Here is a 23,724-nt window from a genome sequence, read left to right on the forward strand (position 1 = left end):
CGTAGATGAGAGCGGCAGAGTTACCAGCTTCGCTGCATTCGAACGCCGCGTGGCCGGTCTGGGGGCTCGCTTGCTGGACCTTGGCGTCCGCATGGGCGATCGCGTGGCAATCCTGGCGCCCAATTCCTCTGAGTGGGTCGTAGCGGCGAGCGCGATTGAGTCGATCGGCGCGATGATGGTTCCGATCAATACCCGATTCAAAGGCCCTGAAATTCAGTATGCGCTGGCGCGGGCGGGTGTCGTCGTGCTGTTCACGGTCGGAGAGTTTCTGGGAACAGACTATGCCGGGATGACCATCGAAGCCGGCGGCGGCCCCGGCACTGATGGGAGGCCGATCCGTGATTTGCCGGGTCTGACCACGCTAATCCGTCTGGACGAACCCGGCTTTGCGCCAGACCAGGTGGACGATCAGGCGCGCGCTCGTTTCGAGATTGCGGCGGCGGCCGTCACGCCGGATACCACGGCCGACCTGATGTTTACCAGCGGCACCACCGGCCGGCCCAAGGGGGCGATGCACGGGCATGGCCAGGCGCTGTGGATGACCAGCCTGTTCAGCACATCCAACGACCTGGGACCGGACGATCGTACCGCCATCGTCAATCCTTTTTTCCATTCCTTCGGCTATCGCTCGGGCTGGGTCTCCGCGCTGATGGGCGGCATGACGATGTGGCCGGTTTCCACTTTTGATCCAGGCGCCTTGCTGGAACTGATCGAGCGAGAAAAGATCACCCAGCTTTCGGGTGCTCCGACGGTGTTCTACTCGCTCATGCAGCACCCGGATTTCGCAAAGCGCGACATTTCTTCGCTACGCAGCGGTCATACAGGAGGCGCCAAGACGCCGCCGGAGATCATCCGCGCGGGCTATGACAAGCTGGGTTTCGATATCTTCCTGACCAGCTATGGTCAGACGGAATCGACTGCGATGATCTCTACCAATCATCCCGGTGACCCGATCGATGCAATCCTCTATACAGTGGGTCGCCCTATCCCCCATACCGAGGTGAAGATCGTCTCGCCCGAAGGGGAAGAGATGCCGCAAGGCGAGCAGGGCGAACTGCTGGTGCGCGGTCCGAACGTGATGCAGGGCTATTTCGACGATCCGGAGCAGACCGCGAAGACGGTCGTAGATGGCTGGCTCTACACCGGCGATGTCGCTCGCATCGACGAGGATGGGCGGTTGCGCATTCTTGATCGCTTGAAGGATGTGGTGATCGTTGGCGGTTTCAACGCTTACCCCGTCGAAATTGAGATAATGCTGGGCTCACATCCCGACATTGTGGAAGCGGCAATTGTCGGTCTGCCTGATGAGCGCATGGGCGAGGTGACTGCTGCTTTCGTGATCCCGCGTTCCGGCGCGACGATCGAGCAGGCCGATCTGACTGCCTGGTGTCGTGAGCGCATGGCGAACTACAAGGTACCGCGGCACCTGTTCGTCGTGGATGACATGCCGCGTACGCCCTTGGGCAAAGTGCGCAAGTTCGAACTGCGGGAGCAGGCCTTGGCGCAGATTTCGAACCATTGATTTGCCCCCGTGCGTCGCCGCCAAAAGCGGCGTCGCCGGGGACGGCGCGGTCTCAACGTTCCGGAATGCTGAGCCATTGTCCGGTGCGAACGGATACAATCACGGCTTCGACTACCTCTTGCGCATGCGCGGCCTCTTCAAAGCTGCGCGGGGCGGCAGCGCGAGCCGCGACCGGTTCCACCATTTCGTGAAACATTCTGCCGGTCAAAACCATACGCCGCCGCTCAAGCAGAGATTGGCGGGGTTCATTCGCCAACGATTCATCGGACTGTTTTATTGACAATGCGATTGTTGCGCCGGCTCGGCATGAAGAGGGCGCGCGACATGGTCTTTCGCTTCGTCAGCCGCGATTGACAAGCCAAGTTCCGGCGATGATGGTCCCACCGAAATACGAGATTGGGAGTTTCGCTATGACATCGACCTTGGCCTACGCCGCACTTTCTCAAGGTTCCACCGTCGAACCCTTTAAAATCGAACGGCGTGAATTGCGCGACGACGATATCGCGATGGATGTGCTGTATTGCGGTGTCTGTCACTCTGATCTTCATCAGATTCGAAACGACTGGCACAACTCCGTTTATCCGGTCGTGCCGGGGCACGAAATCGTCGGGCGGGTTACCGCTGTCGGGGCTGGCGTCACCAAGCATCAGGTCGGTGATACAGTCGCGGTGGGGTGCCTGGTAGATAGCTGCCGGGTTTGCGAGCCTTGCGAAGAGGGCTTGGAACAGTTCTGCGAGAAGTATCCGACGCCAACTTACAACGGCCAGGATCGCCACGACGGCAGCATGACGTTCGGTGGCTATTCAGGCCAACTGGTGACGAGTGAGCGCTTCGTCCTGCGTGTACCGGAAGGTCTCGATCCGGAGCGTGCCGCGCCGCTGCTGTGCGCAGGCATCACCACCTGGTCCCCGTTGCGCCACTGGAAAGTCGGTCCAGGCACGAAAGTGGCGGTGATTGGTCTGGGTGGCCTGGGGCACATGGGTGTAAAGCTGGCCGTCGGACTGGGTGCGGAAGTCACGGTGATCACCACGTCGCCTGGCAAGAGCGAAGATGCCCGCGCGCTGGGTGCGATCGATGTGCTGATCTCTAAGGATGAGGACGCCATGAAGGCGGCGGGTAGCCGCTTCGATTTCATCCTCGATACCATCCCGGTTCCACATGACATCGCGCCCTATCTGTCACTAGCCAAGCGGGACGGTTCAGTGGTCATCGTCGGTGTGATCGACATGGTGCCCACCTTCCATTCCGGCGTTCTGCTGATGGGGCGGCGCGCCTTGTCCGCCTCGATGATCGGCGGCATCCCTGAAACGCAGGAGCTGCTAGACTTCTGTGCCGAGCATAACATCCTGCCTGACTGCGAGACGATCTCGATGGCAGAGATCAATCATGCGTATGAACGGATGGACCGGTCCGATGTGAAGTATCGCTTCGTCATCGACATGAGCACGCTGGGCAAGGATTGACATAGGCCGGCCAGCGTCTTTTTGGCTTCCACCGAACGGCTGCCGCCCCATCGCTGTCGTGATTTTCCACGTCATGCGGTGGCGGTGGCCGATTGGGGAGACTAGGCCTCTTTCTTGCAATGCAGGAGGTTGAGCATGGGTGATTACGTTCGTCTGGAGAAGCGCGACAATATCGCCATTCTGACGCTGAACCGGCCGGACAAGTTGAACGCGATCGGCGAACCGCAAGATTGCGCCGACTTGATCGAAGCCGTTCGCGCCATCAGTGATGATCGCGATATCAGCGCCGCGATTTTGACCGGAGAGGGGCGGGCGTTCAGCGCCGGTGGCAACTTACGGGGCATGAAGGATCGCAACGGCATCGGCCCGCTGGAGCATCCCGCCTCCACGCGTACGAACTATCGCAACGGCGTTCAGGCCATACCGCGCGCGTTCCGCTCGCTAGAGGTCCCTATCATCGCCGCCATCAACGGCCACGCTATCGGAGTGGGCTGCGATATCGCATGCCTGTGCGACATCCGCATCGCGGCTGAAAATGCGAAATTCGCCGCAAGCTTCATCAAGATGGGCCTGGTTCCCGGTGACGGTGGCGCCTGGCTGCTGCAGCGAGTGATCGGCTATTCGCGCGCCGCGGAAATGCTGTTGACGGGGGATGCGATCACCGCTGCCGAAGCGCTGGCTATCGGCCTGGTATCACGCGTGGTTCCCGCCGAGACTTTGCTGGATGAAGCTCTTGCCCTGGCCGGCCGCATCGTTGTCAACCCGGCACGGTCGCTGCGCATGGCCAAGCGCCTGATGCTGACCGCGCAGACGAGCGATCTCGATACGATCCTCGAAATGTCGGCCGCGATGCAGGCGATCGCGCATGAGACAGCGGATCACGCCGAAGCGGTTGACGCATTTCTGGAAAAGCGCTCGCCCGTCTTCACCGGCAAGTAGTCAGACGATGGGGCGGCTGATCACGCCGCTCCACCGATGCGGCCCCAAAAGGCCTGGGCATCGGCGTCCAGCATATCCGCCCCGTAGGTGATCAGGTCATCCTCGACCCGGTACAGCATTGACCATTCATAGCTCAATCGTTCGCCCGTCGCCTTGCTTTCCCGAAAGGCACGGGCATGAACGAAGCCGCATTGCTCATCGATGCCGCTGATCGTCAGGATCTGGTCGCTGCGGGCAGACAGAGTGGCCGCGCACCGCGCGCTGAAATCCAGCATGGCTTGTCTGCCCACCAGCATCTCTTTCGTTCCGGTAGGACCGAAAAGGTGATGAACGCAGTCCGGGTGGAAGAAGCTGGCAGCATCGTCGTCGGCGGCCAGGAACAGATCCTGCCCGTCAGCATCGGCATCACCCCAGTGGAACATCCGCCGGAGCAATCGCTCCGCGGCGTTGAGGCCGCGCCCTGACATCAATCAAATACGTCTGCCTTGCGGCCACCCTCGGTAACGTCGAAGATTTCGTCATAGACGGTGTGCGGTTCGGTAAAGCCGGTGGGGGATTCGATCTGCGCGAAGTTTGCCGCCACATCTTCTACCGTCGCCGGCGTGTTGCCACGCGGTGTGTGCCAGCCTTCACCGGCGCAGATCCGCACGCGGGCATAGCGGCCCCCATTCGAAGAGTAGATCCCGTGGCTGGCCTTGCAATCCTCGCTGACCAGATAGAGCGCCAGCGGCGTGTTGAATTCTGGTACGGTGCGCGGCCCGACGACTTCGAATTCGCAGCGCCGTAGGGATGCGGCGAAAGCCGGAATTTCCATGTAGCCCATATCCATCTCGTCAGCGAGCCGTGAGACGGCGGTGGGCAGCAGCAGATTTGACTGGATGCCGTATGCCGAGCCTTCCAGCGCGACGACATGGCTCAGGCCCATGAGCCCGCCTTTGCCGGCCGCATAATTGGCCTGCCAGGCATGGCCGAACATGGCTGAAGCCGATCCGGTGAACAGCATCCGCCCGTAATTGCGCGATCGCATCGCCTTGTAAGCGGGTTGGCCAACGTAGAACGCGGCTTTCAGGTGAACGTCCAGGATCGGGTCGATTTGTTGGTCGGTCAGGTCCTCAAAGCGCGAGTTGCGCAGGAAACCTGCGTTGCTGATCAGGATGTCCACCTGGCCAAACGCATCGATCGCTTTCTGCACGATCGCGGCGCCACCGTCGCGGATCGCCACACTGTCATGGCTTGCTACCGCTTCGCCGCCGGCGGAGCGGATCTCGTCCACGACCGCATCGGCAGCCGTGGCGGACTCGCCCACGCCAGTGCTGGAGCCACCCAGATCGTTGACGACCACCTTGGCACCGCGACGCGCCAATTCGATGGCGTATGTCCGGCCAAGGCCATTGCCCGCGCCGGTGACAATCGCGACGCGGTTGTCGAAGCGAATTTCGGTCATGCTTGTGGTTCCTTGTTAGGAGATCGCGACGGAAGAGAGGGCAGCACGCTGCTCGGCGGTCAGTTCCACCGGGCGGCGGGTCTGGCGATCGACATAGACGTGGACAAAATGGCCGGTGGCCGCCGGGGCATCCTCGTCCGGCGTGAACAGCCCGATCTCGTACCGCACGCTCTTGCCGCCAACCCGTCCGGCGCGCAGGCGCGCGTCCACGATCTGGGGGAAATCGATACTGCGGTGAAACTCGCAGGCGCTGGAAACGCAAAGGCCGATGGATGGGGACGTTCCCATCGCGATGACGCCAGCCTGCAGGATGTAGACCGTCACCACCTGATCCATCATCGCATAGTAGATGGCGTTGTTAACATGGCCATATGCATCACAGTCCATCCACCGCGTTGGGATGTCCAACTGCCAGCGGTAGTCTTCGCGAGTGGGTCGATCGGTCACGCGGCCTCCCGGGTTCGTTGTGGTGGAGCGCTTCGCACCAGGCGCTCAGGCAGACGATGCGACCAGGCAGACAATGCCCTTCGCGCCCATCCCACACCGATATCCAAGCGATCTCTCCCGTTGTGACCGAACATTGGCCAACCGGGCATCGGGAGCAAGGGTGCGGAAGGCATATCGTCAGCACGATGGGCGCCGCCCCCGATGGAGCGACGCCCCCTGCCTTATCAGAGAACTTCGAAAAGTCCGGCCGCGCCCATGCCGCCAGCGGCGCACATGGTAACGACGGCGTATTTCTCACCGCGGCGCTTCGCTTCGATCAACGCATGGCCAACCATGCGTGACCCGGACATGCCGAACGGGTGCCCGATCGAAATCGCGCCGCCATCCACGTTCAGCCGAGCCGGATCGACCCCCAACTCGTCACGGCAGTAGATGACCTGCACGGCGAACGCCTCATTCATCTCCCAAAGTCCGATGTCATCGACCGTCAGGCCGGCGCGCTGCAGCAGCTTGGGAACCGCGAAGACCGGTCCGATGCCCATCTCGTCAGGTCCGCATCCTGCTACGGCGAAGCCGCGAAAGATACCGAGCGGAGCAAGCCCGCGACGGGATGCCTCCCCATCGCTCATCACGACGCACACGCTGGCACCATCGGACAGCTGGCTGGCATTGCCGGCGGTGACCGTGCCGCCTTCCATCACCGGCTTGAGCGAGGACAAGCCTTCCAGCGTGGTGGAGGGACGATTGCCCTCGTCCTTTGCGATCGTGACTTCTTCCTCGCCGGTTACCGCGCCGGCCTTGTCCTTGGCCAGCTTGGTCACGGTAAAGGACGCGATCTCCGCGTCGAAACGACCGGCATCCTGCGCGGCGGCGGTGCGCTGCTGGCTGAGCAGAGAGTACTCGTCCTGTGCCTCGCGGCCGATCCCATAGCGCTTCGCCACGGTTTCGGCGGTCTGGATCATGGAGTCGTAAGTGCCCGCGACATGATCGACGAGCCACGGATTTTCCAGGCGATCCGCACGGGTGTTGGGCAGAGCCAGCGAGCAGCTATCCAGACCACCGGCGATGTAGATGTCGCCCTCGCCAAGCCGCACGCTGTTGGCGGCGATCGCAATGGTATTGAGGCCCGAGGCACACTTGCGGTCCAGCGAGACGCCCGCGACGGACACGGGGAGCCCGGCCCGCAATGCCGCCATGCGGCCGATGTTGCCGCCCTGCGGGCCTTCCAGGCGGGCGGCACCCAGCAATACGTCGTCGACTTCGGCGCCCTCCAGCCCGGCGCGGCGAGCGGCCTCACGGATGACGAGCGAACCGAGTTCGGCACCATCCAGATTGTTGAATGCACCTCGCCCTGCCTTGCCGATGGCGGTGCGGGCAGTGGCGACGATAACGGCATCAGACATGCAGAAAACCTTCTGGAAGGGTTAGCCGGTGAGGGCGGTGAGATCAGGCCAGAACCGCGCGGCGCCGGCCTCGATGATGGGGGCGCCAAGCTGCTGCGACCAGAAGCGATCTCCACCAAATTCGGAGCGCCAGGCCCAGAGGCGGCGGGTAAGCGGGTGCAACTGGTATTCCTCGGTGAAGCCGATCGCGCCATGCACCTGATGTGCCAGCGCGGTACCCGTGCCGACAGCGCGATTGGCGCGCAGTTTCGCCGCCGCGATCTCGAATGGAGCATGGCCGCGTGCCATCGCCTGAGCCGCGCCCATGGCGGCGCAGTTGGTGGCGGCCGCCTCACAGGCGAACGTCGCGAGTGCCTGCTGCACCGCCTGGAACTTGGCGAGGGGGCGGCCAAACTGCTTACGCTCGTTAACGTAGCCGACCGACAGCGCCAACGCCGAATCCAACGCGCCGGCGATTTGCGCCAGGCGCGCCAGAGCCATCAGCGCGAAGGGATCGGCAGGTGATCGCTGAACCTTAGCATCCTGAAACACCACACTGTCACGCGGTTCGCCCGCGATATTAGTGCCAGCGGTGATCTGTCCATCGGCCGCATCAATGATCATGGCGCCGCCATCCGGGGCGGGCGCGACGATATAGGCTGCTTCATGGCCCCACGGCACGCCGCGCAGGGTACCGCTAAAGCGGTCACCGGTGATGCGTCCTTCCGTCGCGGCGGCGACGGTTCCGCGCTTTCCGGCCTTGCCCGCGATCGCTGCGGCCACGGCGGCCTCGGCTACGGGAAGGGCGAGGGCATGGTAGCCTGCCAGGCGGAAGACGGTGAGGGCATCTTCCCAGGTTCCGCCGAAGCCGCCCTGGTCTTCGGACAGCAGAAGTCCTTCGAGGGAGACCTCAGCGATCGCGCTCCAGCTGCTTTCCATGGTGGCGGCAGAGCCCAGCTCGGCAAAGAGGCCGTTTGCCAGGTCTTCCAGCATTTGCTGTTGTTCGTTCATCGCAGTCCGAGCCCCCGCGCAATGATGCCTTTCAAGATCTCGCGCGTGCCGCCACGCAGCGAGAAAGAAGGCGAGAGTTGCAGCAGATGCCCCAGCACCAGGCCCAAAGGTTCTGGCCCCGCAGGGTCCACTTCCACTGCGGCCTGGACGAGTTCGGGCATCGCCTGCTCGAACGTGTTGCCCAAGTCCTTCACCATGGTGGCTTCCAGCGCCGGATCTTCTCCCCGCGCGATCTTGTTGGCCACGGAGGCAGACATCAGACGCAGTGTCCACGTTTCCGCCGCCAGGCGCGCGACCAGTGCGGTCAAGGTATCAGACGGGTGCGTACGGGCATAATCGATCAATTGCAGAAACAGCGCGGTGGAGGACAAATACCGCTCCGGCCCGGACCGCTCTAGCGATAATTCTGCGGTGACCTGGCGCCATCCGTCACCCTCTACGCCGATCAGCGCGGTCCCGGGCAGGCGCACGGATTCAAAGAAGACTTCGTTGAAGTCATGTCCGCCGGTCAGATCTATGATCGGCCGGATCGTGACACCGGGAGCGTCCATGGGGATTAGGAACTGGCTGAGCCCGGCGTTGCGCTCCGAACCCGGCTCCGATCGCACCAGGGCGATCATCACGTGGGCGTGATGGGCATTTGTGGTCCAGACCTTCTGGCCTTCAATGATCCAGTCATCGCCATCACGCCGCGCGGTCGTGCGCACAGAGGCCAGGTCTGATCCGGCATTGGGCTCTGACAAGCCGATGCAGGCGTAGATCTTGCCCTCGGCCATGCCGGGCACCCAGCGCCGCTTCTCTTCCTCGTGCCCATAGCGCAGCAGCAGCGCGCCGGTTTGACGATCGGAAATCCAGTGCGCACCGACGGGAGCGCCTGCCGCCAGCAGTTCCTCCAGCACGACATAGCGTTCCAGCGGAGAACGATCATGCCCGCCGTATTCCTTGGGCCATGTCATGCCGATTAGACCGGCGGCACCCAGGGCATGGCTGAAGGCGACGTTCGGTACGGCCCAGCTGTTGGCCAAAGCACGCGGATCGGAGCCATCGACATGTTCAGCGATGAGCGCACGCACCTGCTCTCGCAAGGCGGGTGCGGTTTCGGGCCATCGCAGCGGTTCGGCGACAAAGGTTTGCAGTGGAGCCCCCTGGGCGTGAAAACAGTGGCGCTTATCTGGGGCAAACTTCCGGCGCTTCCAAGGCCGTGCGGTTTTATCGCAGGTGTGATGCGGCCAATAACCGCCGGTTGCGCGCAGAGTTCGTGCCGGCTCGGACACCGTCGTCCCGCCGGTGATGCCAAAGCTGACGCGTCGCGGGTCATATGGGGAGTGTGGTTGCGCGAGGGGATATATCGACCTGACGATAAGCGACGCCGAAGGCTGGCAGCGGCGCTCCCCCGCGATTACCGTCCATAGTTGATCGCCATAGTGGCACATAAGCGGGGACAATAATGCCGGGCGCACTGGACGGACTGCGGGTTCTGGATCTCAGCCGAATTCTGGCGGGGCCCCTGGTGGGCCAGATGCTGGGCGACCTGGGGGCCGAAGTCATCAAGGTCGAACGGCCTGTAAAAGGTGACGATGCACGCGAGATGGGGCCGCCGTTCCTGAGGGATCTGCAGGGAAACCCCACGAACGTTGCGGGCTTTTTCTTGTCTTGCAATCGCAACAAGGAATCCGTGGCGATCGATATCGGCCAGCCCGCCGGGCAGGATCTTATCCGCGAGCTGGTGATGCATTGCGACGTTCTGGTTGAGAACTTCAAGGTGGGCACGCTGGAGCGCTACGGGCTGGATGCCGAAACGCTGACCGCGCTCAACCCGAACCTTGTCTATTGTTCGATCACGGGCTTTGGCCAGACTGGGCCAATTGCCAAGAAGCCGGGCTATGACGGCATTTTCCAGGCGATGAGCGGGATGATGAGCGTTTCGGGCCACCCCGACGACGTGCCTGGTGGCGGGCCGATGAAAGTCGGTATCTCGATGGTCGACATCATTACTGCCTACAATTCCGTCATCGCCATCCTGGCCGCTTTGCGTCATCGCGATGCCGGCGGTGGCGGGCAAGCGATCGACATGTCGCTGCTGGATTGTGGGTTCGCCGCGCTGTCGCACTTTGCCCAGAACTACCTGATCACCGAGGAAATGCCCGAGCGGCGCGGTAACGGTGGCTATGGTGGCATCCCCAGCCAGGCATTCCAGTGCTCGGATCGCCCGATCTTCGTCGTGGTGGGCAACAACGCCCAATACGAGCGATTTTGCGAGGCGATAGAGCGACCGGACCTGTTCACCGATCCGCGCTTCTGCACCGGGCCCTTGCGCATCCAGAACCGCAAGGAAATCCTGCCGCTGCTGGACGCAGTGTTCCTCACCAAGCCGGCCGCGCATTGGGTGGCGGCGATCGACGCCGTAGGCGTACCCGTCAGCTATGTGAACGATATCCGTCAGGCTTTGGCAGAACCCCAGATCGTGGCGCGCCAAATGCTGCGCCACGTCCCCCATCCCGAAGCGGGCACTCTGCCGATTATCGCCAACCCGCTCCGCCTCTCGAAGACGCCGATCGAGAATTACAAGGCGCCGCCAGCGCTGGGTGTTGACAGCGATGCCGTTTTGAACCGTGTCTTGGGAATGGATGAGGTGGCGATCAACGATCTTCGTAGCCGGGGGATCGTAGGCTGACTGGACGCCTTGGTGGCCTTACCCGAGCAGGTCCAGGGCTATGCGATTGAAGGCTTCGGCATTCTCGAACATGCACCAGTGCCCAGCATCTGGCACGATCCTGAACTGCATATCCGGGCATAATACCCGCAGCGCGGCTTCTTGTTTGGCTGGGTCGGGATGGGCATTGTCCAAGGCGCCCCAGATGGCGTCCACCGGCGCATTGACGTTCACCAGCGCGCGTATCAGGTGATCCGGCAAAACGAGCGGGCGTGGATTTGAACGTGTTGAGAGCATTCCCTGCCGATAGATCGCGGTGGCCAGTTCATCTGCCCTGGCGGGGTCGTGCAGCATGATGGTGAGCATATTGGCACGAACGGCCTGGTCCCAGGCCGCGCCTTCCAGGTCTCGCAATCTTTGCAGATTGATATTTCCCAGCGGCGTATTCAGCCCGCCCGGATCGACGAGGATGATGCGTCGTGCCCGCGCCGGGTGGCGGCTTGCCAAGTGGGCGGCAAGGATGCCGCCGAAGGAAAAGCCGATGATGTCGATCGGCAAGTTCCCGATAAGGCGTTCGATGCCGTCGGCGATCGGGTCGACAAAAGCGGCGTGATCGTCGCCTGCTGGAAGAGCGGAATCACCCGCGCCCGGCACATCGGGGACCCATAGGGTGTGACTTGCGCCCAGTGCCTCGATGTTGCGGAACCAGTGCGCCCAGGAGCCTTGGGCGCCGTGGATCAGCAAAAGCGGCGGGCCTGATCCCCAGACGCGCCAGACCATCTCACCATCCCCGCATGGCGTCCGGAATGTCCGCGCCGTGGCAGCCATCGCGGCCAAGTTGGCTTCGGCATGAGCGATGTCGGATGGGGCAGGTGGGTGCGAAATAACGGACTGGCTTGGCATTATGGTTGTCTGTCCTCAATCTATTCCCGCAGGCGCGTTTGCGGGCCGCGACAGGCTCGTCACCTATAGCAAGGAGCGCCCGCCAGGTATTCACTTCGCGTGTCGAACGCGTTGCTTTCACGGTTTCCTAGCCGCTCTAACGTTGAGTGCAAAAGTAGCGATGTGATATCCGCTGTGCGGGTTGCCAACGGATATCTGCGCAGGCAACGCCTCTCGTCATAGCCAATCTGGAGGGGATCACGATGACCATCGCCGAGCGAACCCGAAGCGAGCCTGATCTCTCCCCGCTGTTCGAGCCACTGACCATCAGGGGCGTGACGGTTCCCAATCGCCTGGCCATGGCGCCGATGACGCGCAGTTTCTGTCCCGATAATCTGCCCGGCGATGATGTCGTTGGCTATTATCAACGCCGGGCGGAGGGTGAAACCGGCCTCGTCGTGACCGAGGCGATTGGAACCGATCATCCCGCTGCGGTGGGTGACACCGGGCTTGGCGAAGCTAATCTGCCGTTGTTTCGTGGCCAAGACACGATCGACGCCTGGGCGCGCGTGGTGAAGGCGGTGCACCCCACTGGCGCGAAGATCATCCCGCAGCTTTGGCATCAGGGACCGATGCGCATGCCCAATGCGGATGCACCCGCTTTTTCGCCTTCGGGCTTGTATGGCGATCCCGAAAAGGCCGCCGACTATTATGTAGAGAAAGCCAAGATCATGGCTGCGGCCGATATGCCGCTGCCTACCGACGAAGAGATCGCTGATGTCGTCGATGGCTTTGGCCGGGCCGCGGCGCAAGCGATGGCCGCCGGGTTCGATGGTCTCGCTCTCCATGGCGCGCACGGTTACCTGATCGACAGTTTCCTGTGGAGAGAAACGAACCGGCGCGCCGATCGCTGGGGCGGCGATGCGGTTGCCCGCACCACCTTCGCGGTAGAAGTGGTCAAGGCCTGCCGCCGTGCGATCGGCGAGGACAAGCCGCTGCTGTTCCGTTTCTCGCAATGGAAGCAACAGGATTTCCGTGCCCGCCTAGCCGATACGCCCCACGCGCTCGAAGCGATCCTGGGCCCACTTTCGGATGCCGGCGTGGACCTTTTCGATGCCAGCGTGCGCTATTTCAACACGCCCGCCTTTCCCGATGTATCCAATCTCTCCCTGGCCGGTTGGGCCAAGAAGCTGACAGGCAAGTTGAGCGGCGCGGTTGGTGGAATCGGTTTCAGCAAGGGTATGTACGATACCATGTCGTCCAGCAGTGGCGGGGCCAACAACATGCCGATACTGCTTCAGCGCTTTGCAGCAGGCGAATTCGATCTGGTATCGATAGGTCGTGCGTTGCTGCATGATCCTCACTGGATCCGCAAGGCGCGGCGGGGTGAGAATTTGCCGGCGTTCGATCCGGAATCGCTGACGCGGCTGACGTGATCGATGGGCGCTTCAACTATCGGCGCGCGAAGGGTGTCCCGGCTCGTCGCCGATTGCCTTCCCCACACTAAAAGTGCAGTGCCTTCCTATGCTTAGTCCTGGCTAGGCGGCAAACGACAGGTCTAAGAATGGCTACTATCGTCTTTATCGAACCGGGCGGTGAACGGCGCATGGTAGAGGCGCGTGAGGGCGAATCCCTGATGCGGTCGGCTACCCAGGCGGGGATCGAAGGCATTATCGCGGAGTGCGGTGGTGCGATGACATGTCTGACCTGTCATTGTTACATCGACCCTGCGCGCTACGATAGCCTCCCACCACCCACCGAAGAAGAGCGGTTGCTACTGGATGAGGTGCTTGAGTCTCGGCCCAATAGCCGCTTGTCGTGCCAGGTAGTGGTTCAGGGCGCGATGGATGGGCTGGAGGTCACGTTGCCCGCGTGGCAGGGCTGAGCCGGGACGTTCGGTGCTCGGCCTTATTTCCGGGAATAGCAAACGCCAGGCAGCAGGCCGACCTATCCATTTGGGGATCGCCATAATGGCCGTCCTTGCCCACCCGAGGACCAGGCGCCAGCGATCGCGGCCAAAGCTTGACCGATCGATCCACGCGCTCTGAACTCTAAGAGCGAGATGAAAGCGATTGTCCGAAGTGGAATCGGCAGGCTCTGATGTCGGCTTTATCGGCCTGGGCAACATGGGACGCCATATGGCGCGGCGGTTGGTGGAGAGTGGTCGACGTCTGATCGTTTTCGATATCAATCCGTCAGCTTGTGAGGAAGCGCGTGCGCTGAACATGGTTGTCGCGCCGTCGCCCCGCGCTGTCGCCGATGCAGCCGATGTGGTGCTGACCAGCTTGCCGACGCCCGCCGTGGTGCAGGAGGTGTTAGTCGGGAAAGACGGGATTATCGAGGGCAGCGTGGTCGAGACCGTGATCGACCTTTCCACCATCGGTCCGCAACTGGCAGGCCGAAATGCGGTCGCGCTCAAAGATCGAGGGATCTCCCTGGTCGATGCGCCGGTCAGCGGCGGTACCACGGGGGCCGCGGCTGGAACATTGGCAATCATGCTGTCCGGCCCGGCAGGGTCTGTAGAACGCGCGATGCCGCTGCTGAACGTGCTGGGCCGGATGATCATCCCCGTCGGGGACGAGCCGGGCCAGGCGCAGACCGTCAAGCTGATCAACAATATGCTGTTCAGCGCGCATCTGATCGCCGCCTTGGAAGGAATGGCTATGGGAGTACGATGCGGCGTCGATCCGCAACGGTTGCTTGATGTCATCAATGCCTCATCGGGACGAAGCTTCATCACCGAGACGCGGATCGGGCCCAATGTCTTGCATCGGGACGATCAGGTGCGTTTCGCCACCGGATTGCTGCACAAGGACGTGGCGCTAGGTGTCAGGGAAGCGGATGCCGCAGGCGCGCACCTGCAACTGTTCCACGCCAGCCAGGCTTTTCTAGGAAAAGCGGTCGAGGAGGGCTTTGGCGAGCGGGATTATGCCGCGCTTATTGAGATTTTCGAGCAGCTTAACGGCGTGGCGGTGCGAGTCGACACGAAGGAGATGACACAATGACGAATTTGAAAGAGCGGGGACGCGAGATCATGGCCGAGGTGATTGGCCAGGATTACTTCGACAAGCGTGAGGCCAGCACCAACAGCTTCAATGCCGACGCGCGTCGCCTGTCGGAAGAGTATTGTTTCGGCACCATCTGGGATCGGCTTGGCCTGCCGCGCAAAACGCGCTCCATGCTGTGCCTAGCCACTCTGACCGCGCTCAATCGTGGCACCGAGTTGCGCGCCCACGTGAACGGCGCGCTCAACAATGGCTGTACGGTGGAGGAGATCAAGGAGGTCCTCCTCCAGCAGATTATCTATTGCGGCCTACCCGCAGGCCTGGAAAGCATCCGCATCGCCGAGGAGGTCTTCACGGCGCGCGGCCTGGATTACAAATAAGGGATACACGCGATCACCGCGCGGCGTTTTGCTGCCTAGATTGCTTGCGAAGACGATGCCGACCGGCCTGTTTAGCCTGAGCATTCAGTTCGCCATCAGCAGAATTTCAGGCGGCGGTTGCTCCCAATATCGCAGCTGCAGGCTGAATCAACGCACGTATATCCTTCAATTGACGCGCCGCGTCGGTCAGCGCTTCAGGCGGCCATTGCGATCGCAAACCACCACAGCTGAGCGTCCAATATCGTCCCCTCGACGTATCACCCTCGATCAAGGGCACGGAAACGGCGGCATATTGGCCGCGCATCATGACCAGTGAGACATAGCCGTCCGCCTCGAACTGAGCGCGGGCGGTTTCGATACGATCACGGCGTCGTGGCCAGGCTTCCGGGTCCTGAGCGGCGATCGACGCCAAAACCTTTTCTCGCTCGAATTCTGGCATTACGGCCAGGATGGCAAGGCCAGAGGGGATGGATGTCATCGGCGCCCGCCATCCGACCGGCCGATTGGCGACGACGAAATCTCCATCGACCTGATCGACCGATACGATTTCAAGCCCGGTGCTCAAGCCCAGTGTAATTGTCGCCCCCAGCCGCGCCGCGACTTGCGCCATGTAGGGGCGAGCGATCGCAGGCAGATCCTGCCCTTGAATAGCGGCATAGCCAAGTGTCAGCGCCGGAGCGCCTACACGCAAGGCGGACCCTGTGGGAGCTTTGACCAGAAAGCCGCAATCGATCAACGTGCCACAAAGCCGCCAGGCGGTAGGCTGAGACAGGCCGGTCCGGCGAGCGATTTCTGAAACTGTCAGTTCGGCGCCAGGCCGGTCGAAGCACTGCAGAACGCGCAGGCCCCTAACCAGCGCGACGACGCTGGTTTTTCTTGTTTCGTCTCCAGCCGGTCGTGACACTGCCTACTCCATATTACCAGGTGAATTATATATTCACCTGGTAAATAAGCAAGTCCATGCGGAGGCAGTTTCTTTTACAAGCCGGCACGCCCCCATCACCCGCTCGATCAGCTGGCGATAAATCCAATTGGGCTGGAAGGTAGGTCGACAGCGTTCCCTATCGCCCTTTGAACACAGGTGCACGCTTTTCCCGGAACGCGGCGATACCTTCGGCATGATCAGCGGTCATGCTGAGCATGGGTTGTTGTTGTCGCTCAAGAGCCAGCGCATCGGCAAGAGTGCCGCCATTCTCGACGAAGGCAGCCTTCATGGCCGTGATGGAAAGGGGCGCGACGGAGCGATACTCCGCCGCTTTGGCCAGCGCTGCGTCCAGCGCTGTGCCCGCAGGAACGATCCTGTCGACCAGACCGATCGACAGCGCTTCCTCTGCTTTTACCGGACGACCGGTGAACATCAGATCGCGGGCCAGCGAACGACCAATGCGTTGCGGCAACGACCAGATCAGGCCACAGTCAGCGGTAAGGCCGATCTTGCCGAAAGCCGCGCCGAACCGCACGCTGTCGCCGCCGATCAGATAGTCGCTTGCGGCTGCGATCGAAAGTCCTGCACCAAACGCGGCACCCTCGATAGCGGCGATCACCGGCTTGGGACCACCGGCGATCAGTTCCATCAGGCGGTGCAGCGGCATCAGGCGACGGCGGGAACGCGCCGGGTCAGGGCCGCCGGGCAAGCCGAGTTGGCGTATGTCTGCGCCAGCGGTGAAATTACCCCCCGCGCCGGTCAGGATGATGGTGCGCACCGCCTCGTCCGCAAGCGCCGCCTCGAACTCGAAAAGCAATCCCGCGCGCATATCATCCGACAAGGGATTGAGACGCGCCGGATCATCGAGTGTGATGATCGCCACATCTTCTCGGGTTTCACGAAGAACAGGAAAGGTCATGCGTCACCATAGAGCCGGCGCAGCGCCAACTTATCTGTCTTGCCAGTGCCTTGGCGGGGCATATCTTCAACGAAGAATACCGTTTTGGGGCATTTGAAGCCGGCGATCTGGGTACGGGCGAAGGCGATCAGGTCTTCGGCCGACAGCGTTTCACCCGGGTGCAGAATGATCACCGCGCATACCGACTCACCCCATTTGGGGTCCGGCTTGCCAATCACAGCGGATTCGCGGACTGCCGGGTGACGATCCAGTGCTTCCTCGACTTCTCGCGAGTAGACGTTTTCGCCGCCGGTGATCAGCATGTCCTTCTTGCGATCGACCAGGAAGATATAGCCCTGATCGTCCGCGTAGCCGAGATCGCCAGTGCGGAATGCCCCGCCGTGCATGGCTGCGAGTGTAGCGTTATCGTTGTTCCAGTAACCTAGGAAGATGTGGGGATTGTAGATGCAGATCTCCCCTACCACACCCACGGGACAAGGATTGCCGTCATCGTCCAGGATCGCGCCGTCGACCTCGGCCTCGAAATGGCCAACGGAGGCCAAGCGCCGCGTCACTACTTCCGGACCGTCAAGCCGCACTTCGTGACGGGGCAGACGCGCTACCCCGCCTGCTTCCGTGGACCCATAGGCCAGATAGAATACCGGACCAAACCGTTCCAGTCCGCGCCGCAACAACTCGGTCGGGATAGTGGTCGACGCCAGCATGATCAATTCCAGCGTGGAAAGATCGTACTCGTCGATATTGGGATGGTCGAGCAGCGCGATCAGCATCGCGGGGACCATGAAACTGGCGTTGATCCCCTCTTGCTGAACGGTTTCCAGAAACGCGGTGGGATCGAAAGACTTGAGTAAAACGGTCTTTCCGCCGACCCAGTAGGCGCCCAGCGACGGGCCACGCCCTCCGACATGGAAGGCTGGCGAAATCTGGAGCAGGGAAAGAGCGGGGTGGTTCGCAGTGGAGCGGGCACTTAGAACCTGCCCGCGGTGATTCATCGGTACGCCCTTGGGCCGCCCGGTCGTTCCGCTCGTGTAAAACAGATAGACCAGATCGTCGGGTTCCGATCGGAACGATGGGCCATCCGCGCTTCCATCGGCAATGACCTGCTCGTAGTCGAGCGCCCAGTCAGGGGTATCGCCGCCCACGCATACATAGAGCCGCACGCCATCGAGGCTGGCGCGGAGGCCATCTACCATCGGGGTATACTCTTTCTCGAAGAAGAGTACCGAGGTGCCGGAATCATTGACCAGGTGCGCAATCTCGGGCGCCGCGGCCCGGAAGCTGATCGGCGTCGCGATGAAACCGGCGATTTCCGCAGCCGCAAAAAACTCAAAATATTCGATGCTATTCATCGACAACATGCCGATCCGGTCTTGCTTGATTGCGCCCAGCTTTTCCAGCGAGGCGGCCAGACGCGATCCACGGTCATAAAGGGCGCCATACGACAAGCGTCGATCCGCCATGACGAATGCATCGCGATTGGGCCACCAAACGGCGTTGCGCCGCAGAATATGCCCCAGAGTGTCCATGCCGTAGTTGCGATAAGTCAAAGCCGGAACGTCGGTTACGTTGCTCATGCGGTAAAATCCGTGCTGCGCGTCGCCTTTTCCCAGGCCGCGATGTCTTTGTTCACGCTGTCAAACTTACGATGGACCCAGGCCCACGCATCATTTCCCAAAAGCAGGCGCAGCGGCGGCTCGGGACTGTCTATTACAGTCAGGATCGCTTCTGTCGCCTTGGCCGGGTCTCCCGGTTCGCTGCCGCCATAACTGCTCATCCCCTGGCGGGCCATTCCCGCCGGCGTATCCTCGTAAACGGCCAGAGGGGCGCGTGCGATATGCTGCGACCCGCTTGCGAAATTGGTCCGGAAGGCTCCCGGCTCGATCAGGGTGACCTTGATCCCGAATGCGCCCAGTTCCTGCGCCAGGGATTCCGACAAGCCCTCCACCGCATGCTTTGCCGCGCAATAGATGCTCATGCCGGGGATGCCGACCAGCCCGGCCATGGATGACAGGTTGACGATATGGCCGTGGCTTGCACGAAGTGCAGGGATGGCTGCGCGCGTGGTATAGATAGTGCCGTGCAGATTAGTGGCTATCGCGCGGTCGATCTCGTCATCGGCCAGTTCTTCCAATGCGCCGGCAATACCGTATCCGGCATTGTTGACCAACACGTCGAGCTTGCCCAACTTGCCGATAGCTTCATCGACGGCCGGACCAACGCGCTCGCGATCGGTTACATCAAGCAGGACACCGTGCGCACGCCCGGGGGCCAGAGCCTCGAAAGCGGCGATCTGGTCTGCGTTTCGCAGAGTGCCTGCAACGCTATCGCCCCGTTCAAGCGCAGCCTCGGCCAACAATCTGCCAAACCCGCCCGAGACCCCGGTAATCAGCCAACATCGCGCCATCTGTTCCTCAACCTTGCTTTCGGTCCGCGCTCTGGTCGCTGGATTTTCTAATCGATGGACAGGATCGCCGGTCCAGCGACGCTCCTGTACCGGAAACGATGCCTTTTATCGATGCGCCATAATCAGGCCTCGATCACGGCATCGAGCGCCATCACGCCCTCTCCTTCGTCTAGCACCAAGAGCGGATTGACCTCGATCGTGCGTACGGTGTCGGCATTGGCGGCGGCCAAGCGCGACAGGGCGCTGATCGCCTTCGCCAGCGCCGCCACATCCGCCTTGGCTCGGCCGCGGAAGCCGTCGAGCAAGGGGTAGCTGCGGACGGAACGGATCATCTCCATCGCCTCATCCTCACTGACCGGGGCGAGGCGCGTGGTGACATCCTTCATCAGTTCCACCGTCACACCGCCAAGCCCGAACATGATGACGGGGCCCAGAAGCGGATCGGTGTGCACACCGACGATGCATTCCGTGCCACCCGTGATCATCGGTGAGATCAGATAGCCTTCGATCCTCGCGTCAGGCATGGCGGCAGTTACCTTGCCGATCATCGTCTCAAGCGTGGCGGCGGCATCCTCTGGCGCGACGTTAAGAGCAACGCCGCCAATTTCGGTCTTGTGAAGAATGTCTGGCGAAACCACCTTGATAGCGACCTTGCGCCCGATCGAGGTGGCTGCAGCCTCCGCTGCGGCGGGATCCTGAACCAGATGCTCGGCCGGGGAGGGGACGCCGATCTCGGCCAGCAGCGCCTTGCTGGCGGCTTCGGAAAATTCCGTGCCCGTAGCGATGGTGGGCAGGCCGGCGAGATCACCCGTGCCAGGGAGGGGCTTGTTCCAGGCTTCGGGAAAAGTCGCCAGTGCGGACAGCGCCTTGATCGCGCGCGCGGGCTCGCGATAGCAAAGATATCCAGCCTCCACGTACTCCGCCAAAGTCTCGGCAGGGGCGGTGACGGATGCCGCAAGCGGAACATCGGCATAGCGCTCGGCGATCGTCTTGAGGCTGTCCACCAGCGGCCGCTTGATGAAGGGCAGACCGGCGATCAGGCCGACATTGATATACGCGGTGTCGAATTCTCCTGAAGCCAGCACAACATCGATCGCGCGGGCGTACATCGGCGGGTCGTTCGCCACCTGCCCGGTCAAGTCGATCGGATTGAACGGCGCGCCGTTGGGCGAGATCTCCATCAGCTTCGCCTGCACGCCATCCGATGCGGAAGGCACTTCCAGGGCCTCATCCGCCGCGAAATCAGCCGCTTGCACGCCGATACCCCCCGAGTTCGTCAGGATGGCGAGGCGTCGGCCTGTAGGGAAACGGCCCCGGCTGGCGGCGTAGGCCACGTCCAGCATTTCTTCCGTCGTGCGGGCGCGGTACACGCCATAGCGTTCGAAGACGGCATCATAGACGCCGTCTGATCCCGCGAGCGACGCTGTGTGCGAAGCAGCCGCTTTCGCGCCCTGTTCCGTGCGGCCGACCTTCAGCACCACCACGGGTTTACGCCGGGCATGAGCCGCAGCCAAACCGTCGAAGAAGGCCTGGCGATCGCGCACGCCTTCGATATAGCCAACGACGACGTCGACATCGTCGCTCATCGCCATATATTGCATCGCCTCGCCCAGGCCGATGTCCGCTTCGTTGCCAGTGGTTATCCAGACGCCGAAATCCAGGCCGACCTCCTGCGCGGATTTCACCACTTCGCCGGCATAGCCACCGCTCTGGCTGACCAAGCCTAGACGACCGAGCGTGCCTTTCACGTCATCGAAGATACCCGAGAAGGACAGAAAGCTGTTGGCGTGCAGATTATACATGCCAAGGCAATTGGGACCTAGTAGCCGCATCCCCGCGCCGCGCGCGATATCGACCATGCGCTGCTGTAGCGCCACGCCCTCGTCGCCCATCTCGGCGAAACCGGCGCTGAAGATCACAGCCGCCCCCACGCCCTTGCGCGCGCACGCCTCGATGGCGGGCAGCACCGCGCCGGTCGGCAAGGCCAGCACCGCGCATTCCACACGACCGGGAATATCGTCGACGCTGGCATAGGCCTTCACGCCCTGGACTTCATCGCGTCCCGGATTGACGGGGAAGATGTCACCGCTGAAGCCGACTTCCTTCAGGTGACGCATCGCACGGCCGCCGATGCGGGTAACATCGCCGGATGCGCCGATCATTGCAATGGAGCGGGGACGCAGAAGAATGTCGAGGCTGGTCATGTCTGGCCGATGCTGTTGAAGTTGAGTCGGTGACTAGGCGGCGGCGCGTTGTGCCTCAACCATCGGGTTGTGCGCGGATGCAGGAATCATCCATGTGCTGTGCGGGCCGGTATTCTTCCGGTGCGGTACCGCTGAATCCCATAGGTGTCGCTCGGCTCTCAACCCAGCATGCGAACCGTGTCATGATCGATCGCTGCGATGCCAAAGCGCGCGGTGTAGGCGGCATTGGTCGCCTCTGTCTGGAAGGTCGTCTCGTTGATCAGGAAGATGAACAAGCCATAGACCAGGCCCTGCCGATAACGCAGCCAAGCGTGGTCGAAATCAATCCGGGGACCGCCGGCGCGTTCCAGAGCGGTGAGGTAATAAGTGAGGAGCGGCGCCTCCCACGCACGTCGGTGGGCGATGTCGATCGCGGAGACGAGATGGTAGGATACCTCGAGCCACCAGGATGAACGGGAAACGGTGGGGTCAAAGAACCCGGGGTTCCCGCCATCCTCGACGAACAGGTTACCCGGATGGGTATCGCCATGGATCAGGCAGAAGGCATCTTCCCGCTCGATCTCCCCGATCCTTCGAAGCGCGTGCCGCATCCATTCCCGGTCCTGCAACTCGCGTGCCACGACCACGCCGCGCGGCGCCTCCATGAAGTGGTTCCACCGCTCCTTCTCCAGATAGTAGTCCGTGTAGGGCATCGCCGAGGCATCGAAGCGGCCTGCCACCCACGACCAGCGGCCACCGGGCAGCAGTTCCGGGCTGTTCCAGGTCTGCGCGTGCATTCCGGCCAACTGGTCCAGTCGGTTGCGGATATGGTCGTAGCCGAACGGCTGCTGCGCGCGGCAGAAGGTGACGTTTCGGGCGACCAGATCCTCCATCAGGGTAGCCGCTCGCCAACCGTGTTTGTCGATGCCGGCCCAAAAGGTGGCGGGCAGATTGAGCGGCACGTGCGGCGCGATCTGCCTGTAGAACCGCGCTTCCCACCGGTACATGTCCTGCATGCGTTCGCTGTGATCCTCGAACGCACCTTTCAGGATCATGCGTGTGGGCAAGCCGATGTCGCGATCGTAAGTAAGTTCGAAGCGGGCCTTGGTGCAAGTGGAGTGGATCACGTCTATCCGCTCGGCGCGAGTGACGGTGACGTCATGGCCGCCTGCATGGATCGCCCGCCGCATCCAGTCCGTGTCGATATCGTAGACGCTCTCCGGCAGTTCCATGGTGAGCATGCCCGCGGTTTCGTCCATCATGCGCTGTTCCTGCGCATTGAGCGGCCGGATGGTGCTCAGATCAAATGCCATGCCCGTGCTCTCCGGATTGTTTTTTCGCCATCGGTGTGTGTCCGCGCGGGAAAGGCCCGATCAACTTCCCTCGAAGTTCGGCTTGCGTTTTTCGCTGAAGGCGGCGTGCGCTTCCCTGATATCGTCGGGCGCATAGACCTTGTTGAGGAAGCTGCCCAAGTTCTGGAGCGCCATCTGATCGTCGATATGTTTGCCAAGTCCACGATAGACAACTTGCTTGGCCATGGCGAGCGCCACGGGCGGCCCTGAGGCGATCGTCTCCGCCAGCGTCATCGCCCGGTCGAGCAACTCTTCGTCCGCCACCCGTTCGGCCAGCAGGCCACACGCCAACGCCTCTTCACTCTCCACCATCTTGGCGGTGAGGATCATCTCGAGCGCCTTGCTGACCCCGACAGCGTCGGGAAGATAGGCTGCGACGGCGTCCTGCGGGGGCATGCCGTGCTTGGCGAAGGCGGCGCAGAACCGGGCTGAGTGGCTGCCGATGCGGATATCTGATGCCAATGCGATGCCAAGCCCCGCGCCCACTGCCACGCCATTCACCGCGGCGATGATCGGCTTGGCATAACGCCTGATGCGGCCAATCTCGTGGTCGTTGAAGTCGAGCATGCGATACGCGGAACGCCAAGTGCCTTTCGACACGTCGTTCTCACGGATGTCCAAGCCCGCGCAAAAGCCGCGCCCCGCCCCGGTGATGACGATGGCGCGGACATCGGGATCGTCGGTCGTCGCTTCCAGAGCACGCGTCATGTCCGCCAGCATCGGCAGTGTCACCGCATTAAGCCGTTCAGGCCGATTGAGCGTGAGCAGAGCGACATAGCCCCTCTTCTCCACCAGGATATCATCCGCCATCGT

At 62.1% G+C, this 23,724-nt stretch carries 23 protein-coding genes; 9 read left to right on the forward strand and 14 right to left on the reverse strand.

All coding sequences use genetic code 11. The features are described 5' to 3' along the window. From ACHWRX_RS00460 to ACHWRX_RS00475, 4 genes are all read left to right on the forward strand, one after another. Positions 1 to 1,522, forward strand: a 1,522-nt coding sequence (locus tag ACHWRX_RS00460; RefSeq protein ID WP_394657678.1) for an AMP-binding protein, incomplete at its 5' end; no start/stop codon positions are given. A 76-nt stretch (positions 1,523 to 1,598) separates the two neighbouring features. Continuing rightward, positions 1,599 to 1,802 (forward strand): hypothetical protein, encoded by a 204-nt coding sequence (locus ACHWRX_RS00465; protein ID WP_394657679.1) that lies wholly within the window; start codon positions 1,599 to 1,601, stop codon positions 1,800 to 1,802. 130 nt (positions 1,803 to 1,932) lie between these two features. Next, positions 1,933 to 2,985 carry an NAD(P)-dependent alcohol dehydrogenase gene (locus ACHWRX_RS00470; protein WP_288414781.1) on the forward strand — a complete coding sequence of 351 codons (1,053 nt, stop codon included), beginning with the start codon at positions 1,933 to 1,935 and terminating at the stop codon, positions 2,983 to 2,985. Positions 2,986 to 3,120: 135 nt separating this feature from the next. Then, positions 3,121 to 3,924 (forward strand): crotonase/enoyl-CoA hydratase family protein, encoded by an 804-nt coding sequence (locus tag ACHWRX_RS00475; protein WP_394657680.1) that lies wholly within the window; start codon positions 3,121 to 3,123, stop codon positions 3,922 to 3,924. Between the two features lie 20 nt (positions 3,925 to 3,944). On the opposite strand, the gene ACHWRX_RS00480 is transcribed toward ACHWRX_RS00475, so the two are convergent. From ACHWRX_RS00480 to ACHWRX_RS00505, 6 genes are all read right to left on the reverse strand, one after another. After that, positions 3,945 to 4,391 carry a nuclear transport factor 2 family protein gene (locus tag ACHWRX_RS00480; RefSeq protein ID WP_183617033.1) on the reverse strand — a complete coding sequence of 149 codons (447 nt, stop codon included), beginning with the start codon at positions 4,389 to 4,391 and terminating at the stop codon, positions 3,945 to 3,947. Then, positions 4,391 to 5,368: an SDR family NAD(P)-dependent oxidoreductase gene (locus tag ACHWRX_RS00485; protein WP_394657681.1), complete on the reverse strand. Its 978-nt coding sequence runs from the start codon at positions 5,366 to 5,368 to the stop codon at positions 4,391 to 4,393. Before ACHWRX_RS00485 ends, ACHWRX_RS00480 begins: the two co-directional genes overlap by 1 nt. 15 nt (positions 5,369 to 5,383) lie before the next feature. Continuing rightward, on the reverse strand, positions 5,384 to 5,815 hold the full coding sequence (locus tag ACHWRX_RS00490) for an acyl-CoA thioesterase (RefSeq protein WP_394657682.1): 432 nt from the start codon (positions 5,813 to 5,815) through the stop codon (positions 5,384 to 5,386). A 224-nt stretch (positions 5,816 to 6,039) separates the two neighbouring features. Continuing rightward, positions 6,040 to 7,218, reverse strand: coding sequence for an acetyl-CoA C-acyltransferase (locus tag ACHWRX_RS00495; RefSeq protein ID WP_394657683.1), 1,179 nt, complete (start codon positions 7,216 to 7,218; stop codon positions 6,040 to 6,042). Positions 7,219 to 7,239: 21 nt separating this feature from the next. After that, complete coding sequence (locus ACHWRX_RS00500; protein ID WP_394657684.1) at positions 7,240 to 8,208, reverse strand: acyl-CoA dehydrogenase family protein; 969 nt, start codon at positions 8,206 to 8,208, stop codon at positions 7,240 to 7,242. Then, a complete protein-coding gene (locus ACHWRX_RS00505) occupies positions 8,205 to 9,293 on the reverse strand; it encodes an acyl-CoA dehydrogenase family protein (RefSeq protein WP_394657685.1) in 1,089 nt (362 codons plus the stop codon). Before ACHWRX_RS00505 ends, ACHWRX_RS00500 begins: the two co-directional genes overlap by 4 nt. A 362-nt stretch (positions 9,294 to 9,655) precedes the next feature. Here ACHWRX_RS00505 and ACHWRX_RS00510 point away from each other — a divergent pair, with 362 nt between their 5' ends. After that, a complete protein-coding gene (locus ACHWRX_RS00510) occupies positions 9,656 to 10,882 on the forward strand; it encodes a CaiB/BaiF CoA transferase family protein (RefSeq protein WP_394657686.1) in 1,227 nt (408 codons plus the stop codon). Between the two features lie 18 nt (positions 10,883 to 10,900). Here ACHWRX_RS00510 and ACHWRX_RS00515 read toward each other — a convergent pair whose 3' ends face one another. Continuing rightward, positions 10,901 to 11,641 carry an alpha/beta fold hydrolase gene (locus tag ACHWRX_RS00515; protein ID WP_394657687.1) on the reverse strand — a complete coding sequence of 247 codons (741 nt, stop codon included), beginning with the start codon at positions 11,639 to 11,641 and terminating at the stop codon, positions 10,901 to 10,903. 365 nt (positions 11,642 to 12,006) lie between these two features. Here ACHWRX_RS00515 and ACHWRX_RS00520 point away from each other — a divergent pair, with 365 nt between their 5' ends. The 4 genes from ACHWRX_RS00520 to ACHWRX_RS00535 all read left to right on the forward strand — a co-directional run bounded on the left by ACHWRX_RS00520 (position 12,007) and on the right by ACHWRX_RS00535 (position 15,128). Then, positions 12,007 to 13,179 carry a 12-oxophytodienoate reductase gene (locus ACHWRX_RS00520; RefSeq protein WP_394657688.1) on the forward strand — a complete coding sequence of 391 codons (1,173 nt, stop codon included), beginning with the start codon at positions 12,007 to 12,009 and terminating at the stop codon, positions 13,177 to 13,179. Between the two features lie 128 nt (positions 13,180 to 13,307). Then, positions 13,308 to 13,628: a 2Fe-2S iron-sulfur cluster-binding protein gene (locus ACHWRX_RS00525; protein WP_394657689.1), complete on the forward strand. Its 321-nt coding sequence runs from the start codon at positions 13,308 to 13,310 to the stop codon at positions 13,626 to 13,628. A 196-nt stretch (positions 13,629 to 13,824) separates the two neighbouring features. After that, the gene (locus ACHWRX_RS00530) at positions 13,825 to 14,748 is read left to right on the forward strand and encodes an NAD(P)-dependent oxidoreductase (protein WP_394657725.1); all 924 of its coding nucleotides are present in this window, start codon (positions 13,825 to 13,827) and stop codon (positions 14,746 to 14,748) included. Beyond that, on the forward strand, positions 14,745 to 15,128 hold the full coding sequence (locus ACHWRX_RS00535; RefSeq protein WP_394657690.1) for a carboxymuconolactone decarboxylase family protein: 384 nt from the start codon (positions 14,745 to 14,747) through the stop codon (positions 15,126 to 15,128). Before ACHWRX_RS00530 ends, ACHWRX_RS00535 begins: the two co-directional genes overlap by 4 nt. Before the next feature lie 106 nt (positions 15,129 to 15,234). Here the strand turns inward: ACHWRX_RS00535 and ACHWRX_RS00540 are convergent, their stop codons facing one another. The 7 genes from ACHWRX_RS00540 to ACHWRX_RS00570 all read right to left on the reverse strand — a co-directional run bounded on the left by ACHWRX_RS00540 (position 15,235) and on the right by ACHWRX_RS00570 (position 23,721). After that, entirely contained in the window at positions 15,235 to 16,032 is a 798-nt protein-coding gene (locus tag ACHWRX_RS00540) for an IclR family transcriptional regulator (RefSeq protein ID WP_394657691.1), read from the reverse strand. A gap of 157 nt (positions 16,033 to 16,189) precedes the next feature. After that, a complete protein-coding gene (locus tag ACHWRX_RS00545; protein WP_394657692.1) occupies positions 16,190 to 16,972 on the reverse strand; it encodes an enoyl-CoA hydratase/isomerase family protein in 783 nt (260 codons plus the stop codon). Next, the gene (locus ACHWRX_RS00550; RefSeq protein ID WP_394657693.1) at positions 16,969 to 18,546 is read right to left on the reverse strand and encodes an AMP-binding protein; all 1,578 of its coding nucleotides are present in this window, start codon (positions 18,544 to 18,546) and stop codon (positions 16,969 to 16,971) included. The genes ACHWRX_RS00545 and ACHWRX_RS00550 overlap by 4 nt, the downstream gene beginning before the upstream one ends. Then, positions 18,543 to 19,376: an oxidoreductase gene (locus ACHWRX_RS00555; RefSeq protein ID WP_394657694.1), complete on the reverse strand. Its 834-nt coding sequence runs from the start codon at positions 19,374 to 19,376 to the stop codon at positions 18,543 to 18,545. The genes ACHWRX_RS00550 and ACHWRX_RS00555 overlap by 4 nt, the downstream gene beginning before the upstream one ends. A 122-nt stretch (positions 19,377 to 19,498) precedes the next feature. Beyond that, positions 19,499 to 21,580 (reverse strand): acetate--CoA ligase family protein, encoded by a 2,082-nt coding sequence (locus ACHWRX_RS00560; protein ID WP_394657695.1) that lies wholly within the window; start codon positions 21,578 to 21,580, stop codon positions 19,499 to 19,501. Positions 21,581 to 21,738: 158 nt separating this feature from the next. Further along, positions 21,739 to 22,872, reverse strand: coding sequence for a phosphotransferase (locus ACHWRX_RS00565; RefSeq protein WP_394657696.1), 1,134 nt, complete (start codon positions 22,870 to 22,872; stop codon positions 21,739 to 21,741). Between the two features lie 60 nt (positions 22,873 to 22,932). After that, positions 22,933 to 23,721 carry an enoyl-CoA hydratase/isomerase family protein gene (locus tag ACHWRX_RS00570; RefSeq protein WP_394657697.1) on the reverse strand — a complete coding sequence of 263 codons (789 nt, stop codon included), beginning with the start codon at positions 23,719 to 23,721 and terminating at the stop codon, positions 22,933 to 22,935. Positions 23,722 to 23,724: the final 3 nt, after the last annotated feature.

The organism is uncultured Novosphingobium sp., assembly GCF_964277725.1.
Classification (GTDB): Bacteria; Pseudomonadota; Alphaproteobacteria; order Sphingomonadales; family Sphingomonadaceae; genus Novosphingobium; species Novosphingobium fluoreni.

Excerpts from the sequence above, each read along its gene's own strand:
- ACHWRX_RS00470 (WP_288414781.1), top strand. The coding sequence starts at position 1,933 with ATGACATCGACCTTGGCCTACGCCGCACTTTCTCAAGGTTCCACCGTC.
- ACHWRX_RS00475 (WP_394657680.1), top strand. The coding sequence starts at position 3,121 with ATGGGTGATTACGTTCGTCTGGAGAAGCGCGACAATATCGCCATTCTG.
- ACHWRX_RS00480 (WP_183617033.1), bottom strand. The coding sequence starts at position 4,391 with ATGTCAGGGCGCGGCCTCAACGCCGCGGAGCGATTGCTCCGGCGGATG.
- ACHWRX_RS00485 (WP_394657681.1), bottom strand. The coding sequence starts at position 5,368 with ATGACCGAAATTCGCTTCGACAACCGCGTCGCGATTGTCACCGGCGCG.
- ACHWRX_RS00495 (WP_394657683.1), bottom strand. The coding sequence starts at position 7,218 with ATGTCTGATGCCGTTATCGTCGCCACTGCCCGCACCGCCATCGGCAAG.
- ACHWRX_RS00500 (WP_394657684.1), bottom strand. The coding sequence starts at position 8,208 with ATGAACGAACAACAGCAAATGCTGGAAGACCTGGCAAACGGCCTCTTT.
- ACHWRX_RS00510 (WP_394657686.1), top strand. The coding sequence starts at position 9,656 with ATGCCGGGCGCACTGGACGGACTGCGGGTTCTGGATCTCAGCCGAATT.
- ACHWRX_RS00515 (WP_394657687.1), bottom strand. The coding sequence starts at position 11,641 with ATGGTCTGGCGCGTCTGGGGATCAGGCCCGCCGCTTTTGCTGATCCAC.
- ACHWRX_RS00520 (WP_394657688.1), top strand. The coding sequence starts at position 12,007 with ATGACCATCGCCGAGCGAACCCGAAGCGAGCCTGATCTCTCCCCGCTG.
- ACHWRX_RS00525 (WP_394657689.1), top strand. The coding sequence starts at position 13,308 with ATGGCTACTATCGTCTTTATCGAACCGGGCGGTGAACGGCGCATGGTA.
- ACHWRX_RS00535 (WP_394657690.1), top strand. The coding sequence starts at position 14,745 with ATGACGAATTTGAAAGAGCGGGGACGCGAGATCATGGCCGAGGTGATT.
- ACHWRX_RS00545 (WP_394657692.1), bottom strand. The coding sequence starts at position 16,972 with ATGACCTTTCCTGTTCTTCGTGAAACCCGAGAAGATGTGGCGATCATC.
- ACHWRX_RS00550 (WP_394657693.1), bottom strand. The coding sequence starts at position 18,546 with ATGAGCAACGTAACCGACGTTCCGGCTTTGACTTATCGCAACTACGGC.
- ACHWRX_RS00555 (WP_394657694.1), bottom strand. The coding sequence starts at position 19,376 with ATGGCGCGATGTTGGCTGATTACCGGGGTCTCGGGCGGGTTTGGCAGA.
- ACHWRX_RS00560 (WP_394657695.1), bottom strand. The coding sequence starts at position 21,580 with ATGACCAGCCTCGACATTCTTCTGCGTCCCCGCTCCATTGCAATGATC.
- ACHWRX_RS00565 (WP_394657696.1), bottom strand. The coding sequence starts at position 22,872 with ATGGCATTTGATCTGAGCACCATCCGGCCGCTCAATGCGCAGGAACAG.
- ACHWRX_RS00570 (WP_394657697.1), bottom strand. The coding sequence starts at position 23,721 with ATGGCGGATGATATCCTGGTGGAGAAGAGGGGCTATGTCGCTCTGCTC.